Origin of the sequence: uncultured Aquincola sp. (genome assembly GCF_964001545.1) — a bacterium.
In the GTDB taxonomy this organism is placed as follows: domain Bacteria; phylum Pseudomonadota; class Gammaproteobacteria; order Burkholderiales; family Burkholderiaceae_C; genus Aquincola.
Window position 1 is genome coordinate 1 of record NZ_CAXFDV010000751.1, and the last position, 4,588, is coordinate 4,588.

Annotated in this window: 3 protein-coding genes and 1 pseudogene; 3 read left to right on the top strand and 1 reads right to left on the bottom strand. The window is 68.9% G+C overall.

The features are described 5' to 3' along the window. A partial coding sequence (locus ABNT58_RS26330; protein ID WP_348756338.1) for an Rne/Rng family ribonuclease occupies positions 1–2,185 on the bottom strand: 2,185 nt, incomplete at its 3' end. A 599-nt stretch (positions 2,186–2,784) separates the two neighbouring features. Between ABNT58_RS26330 and ABNT58_RS26335 the strand changes: the two genes are divergently transcribed. From ABNT58_RS26335 to ABNT58_RS26345, 3 genes and pseudogenes are all read left to right on the top strand, one after another. Continuing rightward, a complete protein-coding gene (locus tag ABNT58_RS26335) occupies positions 2,785–3,702 on the top strand; it encodes an RluA family pseudouridine synthase (protein ID WP_348756339.1) in 918 nt (305 codons plus the stop codon). Continuing rightward, a complete protein-coding gene (locus ABNT58_RS26340) occupies positions 3,699–4,373 on the top strand; it encodes an HAD-IA family hydrolase (protein ID WP_348756340.1) in 675 nt (224 codons plus the stop codon). The genes ABNT58_RS26335 and ABNT58_RS26340 overlap by 4 nt, the downstream gene beginning before the upstream one ends. Then, positions 4,366–4,588 (top strand): annotated as a pseudogene (locus ABNT58_RS26345) (Rieske (2Fe-2S) protein); the annotation flags it as partial. The gene ABNT58_RS26340 and the pseudogene ABNT58_RS26345, both read left to right, overlap by 8 nt.

Consider the following 4,588-nt stretch of genomic DNA (forward strand, 5'->3'; position numbering starts at 1 on the left):
CGGCCCGCGGCGGGCGCACGGCGCCTTCGGCGGCTTCACCGGCGGCAAAGGCCTGCACGGTCTCGGTGCTGCGCGCTGCGTCGCCTTCGGCGCGCTCGCGGCGGTTGTCGCGGCGGCCTTCACGGCGGTCGCCGTTGCGGCTTTCACGGCTTTCACGGCCTTCACGGTTGTCGCCACGGCCTTCGGCGTTGCGCTCGGCGCGGTCTTCACCGCGGCCACCACGGGCGTTGCCGGCGTCGGCGCCGCGGCCTTCGGCCGGCTTGCCGTCGCGGCGCTCGCCACGCTCGCCGCGGTTGCCACCGCGCTCGCCGCGTTCGCCACGGCCACCGCGGCGGCCGTCACGGCCTTCGCGCTTGTCGCCGGCCGGGGCAGGGGCCACCGGGGCGGCCACGGGTGCCGCCACCGGCGCCGGTGCGGGCGCCGCTTCAGGAATGCCGAACAGCTTCTTCAGGAAGCCCATGAAACCACCGCTGGCGGGGGCCGGCGCCGGGGCAGGCACCGGGGCCGGGGCGGGCACGGGCGCCGCCGCCACCGGGGCGGGCGCGGGGGCCGGCTTGGGCGGCGAGATGGGCGCGGGGGTCTCGGGCAGGATGCCCTTGATCACCGGCTCCTGCTTGGCCTTCTTCTCGTTGGCGTCGCGGCGGCGGGTGATGCCGACTTCGTCCTCCGGCTCCTCGACCATGGTGTAGCTGGCCTGCAGGCCTTCCAGGCGCGGGTCGTCGTGGCGCAGGCGCTCCAGCCGGTAGTTGGGCGTCTCCAGGTGCTTGTTGGGCACCAGCAGCACGGTGATGCGCTGCTTCAGCTCGATCTTGGTGATCTCGGTGCGCTTCTCGTTGAGCAGGAAGCTGGTCACTTCCACCGGCACCTGCACATGCACGGCGGCGGTGTTTTCCTTCATCGACTCTTCCTGCACCATGCGCAGGATCTGCAGCGCCGAGCTTTCGGTGTCGCGGATGTGGCCGGTGCCGTTGCAGCGCGGGCAGGTGATGTGGCTGCCTTCGCTCAGCGCGGGGCGCAGGCGCTGGCGGCTGAGTTCCAGCAGGCCGAACTTGCTGATGGCGCTGAGCTGCACCCGGGCGCGGTCGAAGCGCAGCGCGTCCCGCAGGCGCGTCTCCACCTCGCGGCGGTTCTTGCTCTCCTCCATGTCGATGAAGTCGACCACGATCAGGCCGCCCAGGTCGCGCAGCCGCATCTGGCGGGCGATTTCGTCGGCCGCTTCCAGGTTGGTGCGGGTGGCGGTTTCTTCGATGTCGCTGCCGCGGGTGGCGCGGGCCGAGTTGACGTCGATCGACACCAGCGCTTCGGTGTGGTCGATCACGATGGCGCCGCCCGAAGGCAGGTTCACCGTGCGGCTGAAGGCCGTCTCGATCTGGTGCTCGATCTGGAAGCGGCTGAACAGCGGCGCGTCGTCACGGTAGCGCTTCACGCGATTTGCCGTCTCCGGCATCACGTGGTTCATGAACTGCTGCGCCTGATCGTAGATGTCGTCGGTGTCGATCAGGATCTCGCCGATGTCGGCGGTGAAGTAGTCGCGGATCGCGCGGATCACCAGCGACGACTCCTGGTAGATCAGGAACGCACCCTTGCCCGCCTGCGAAGCGCCGTCGATGGCGGTCCACAGCTTGAGCATGTAGTTCAGGTCCCACTGCAGCTCGGCGGCCGAGCGGCCGATGCCCGCGGTGCGGGCGATCAGGCTCATGCCCTTGGGGTATTCCAGCTGCTCGAGGTTCTCCTTCAGCTCTTCGCGGTCTTCACCCTCGATGCGGCGGCTGACGCCACCGCCGCGCGGGTTGTTGGGCATCAGCACCAGGTAGCGGCCGGCCAGCGAGACGAAGGTGGTGAGTGCGGCGCCCTTGTTGCCGCGCTCTTCCTTTTCCACCTGGACCAGCAGTTCCTGGCCTTCCTTGATGACCTCGTTGATGCGGGCGTTCTTGACGTCCGCGCCTTCCTTGAAATACGAGCGGGAGATTTCCTTGAACGGCAGAAAACCGTGGCGATCTTCGCCGTAATCGACGAAACAGGCTTCCAGCGAAGGCTCGACGCGGGTGACGACGGCCTTGTAGATATTGCCCTTGCGCTGTTCGCGCCCTTCAAGCTCGGTTTCGAAGTCGAGCAGTTTCTGCCCGTCGACGATCGCCAGACGCCGCTCTTCCGGCTGCGTGGCGTTGATCAGCATGCGCTTCATGTGCACTCCAAACGTGACACGTCCCCTTCCGCGAGGAAGGCGACTCACCGATGCACGAGCACTCGTTTGGAACCGGAAGGAATCGCCCTGGACTGCGGTGGTGATCGCGATGCGATCAGCTATGCAGCGTTGGCGCGTGCGTCGCAGGCTCCGGCGAAGGTGCTGGCGGCGTGACTTCCCGGGCGCGCCGTGCGGCGCACGGCGGCAGCATGGCAGGGGCCCCGGCCGGATAGGCGCGGGACCGCAGGCGGCGGCTGGAGGGGAATGACGGCGACAGCATGCGCTGGGTCACTGGACGCGTGGGCCTGGCCGTTGAAGGCCAGGCACCAGGAAACCTTGTTCTTGCCGTTGCGACGACCTACTTCGGCCGCGCTCGGGTGGGTTCTTCGACGGTGTCTCTTCCGCGGAACCCCCGGGGCTGCCGGGTCACTTGGGGACCGGGCCCGCCGCGGGCGCACTACGTTGCATCACCTGGTTTTCGGGCTTTCGCCCACTGGCCGCGTTGGTGGTGGGGCGCCCGGGTAAACTTTTACGACTCAAGCACTAGCAGCACCAACGTGGTCGCGCGGATTATAGAAACAAAAGCCGACGCGCCTGCCGTGCAACGGCTGGTCATCGACGAAAACTCGGCCGGGCAGCGGCTGGACAATTTTTTGCTGCGGGTGCTCAAGGGCGTGCCGAAGACGCACGTCTACCGCGTCATCCGCTCGGGCGAGGTGCGCGTCAACAAGGGCCGCGCCGGCGCCGACACCCGGTTGGAGATGGGCGACGAGGTGCGCGTGCCCCCGGTGCGCCTGCCCGACCGGCAGGACGCGCCGGCCGCGCCGCCGCGCGAATTTCCGCTGCTGTATGAAGACGACCACCTGCTGGCCATCGACAAGCCGGCCGGCGTGGCGGTGCACGGCGGCAGCGGCGTGAGCTTCGGCGTCATCGAGCAACTGCGCCGCGCGCGGCCGCAGGCAAAATTTCTGGAGCTGGTGCACCGGCTGGACAAGGAAACCTCCGGCATCCTGCTGCTGGCCAAAAAGCGCAGCGCGCTCACCGCGCTGCAAGACCAGTTCCGCGCCCGCGACACCGGCAAGACCTACGCGGCGCTGGTGATCGGCGCCTGGCCGGCCAGCCGCAAGGTCATCGACGTGCCGCTGCACAAGTTTTTGGACGCCGCCGGCGAGCGCCGGGTGCGCACCGCGGTGGGCGAAGACGAAGGCAAGCGCTCCATCACGCTGGTGAAGGTGGCGGCCACCTATGCGCAGTTCACGCTGCTGGACGTGACCATCAAGACCGGCCGCACGCACCAGATCCGGGTGCACCTGCAGCATGAGGGCCACCCCATCGTCGGCGATCCCAAGTACGGCGACTTCGAGCTCAACCGCGAAGTGGCCCGCGGCCCGCTGCGATTTGCGCGCATGTTCCTGCATGCCCGGCGCTTGGCCTTCGACCATCCTGCCACCGGCCAGCGCATCGAGCTGGCTGCCGACCTGCCCACCGAGTGCCAGCAGTTGCTGGCGAGCCTATGACTGCCAATGCCCTTCGACCCCGCCGTTTCGACCTCATCGCCTTCGACTGGGACGGCACGCTGTTCGATTCCACCGCGCTGATCGTGCAGTGCATCCAGGGCGCGGCGCGCGACATCGGCGTGGCGGTGCCCAGCGATGCCGACGCCGCCTACGTCATCGGCCTGGGCCTGCACGACGCGCTGCAGCACTGCGTGCCCGGTCTGCCGGCCGAGCGTTACCCCGAGCTGGGCGCGCGTTACCGCCACCACTGGTTCGCGCGCCAGCACGAGGTGCTGCTCTTCCCCGGCACGCTGGAGATGCTCAACGACCTCAAGGCCCGCCACCACTGGCTGACCGTGGCCACCGGCAAGGGCAAGCGCGGGTTGGACGAAGCGCTGGCGCATTCGGGCCTGGTGGAGATGTTCGACGGCACGCGCACCGCCGACCGCACCGCCTCCAAGCCCGACCCGCTGATGCTGCATGAGCTGATGCGCGAGTTCGGTGCCGACCCCGAGCGCACGCTGATGATCGGCGACACCACCCACGACCTGCAGATGGCCGCCAATGCCGGCGTGCCCAGCGTGGCCGTGAGCTACGGCGCGCATGAGCCCGAGGCGTTCCACGCCTTCGAGCCGCTGTTCGTCGCGCATTCCACCCGCGAACTGCACGACTGGCTGCTGCAGCATGCCTGAGGCCGCCCTGCCGCCCGCGGCCGCCGAACTGCCGGCGCAGCACCTCTGCGCTTCGGCCGACCTGGCAGAGCGCGGTCAGGCGCGGGTGTTCGACCTGCTGCTGTACGGCGCGCCGACGCGCGGCTTTGCGCTGCGTTTCGACGGCCGCGTCGTGGGCTACGTCAACCGCTGCGTGCATGTACCCACCGAGATGGACTGGCAGGAAGGCCAGTTCC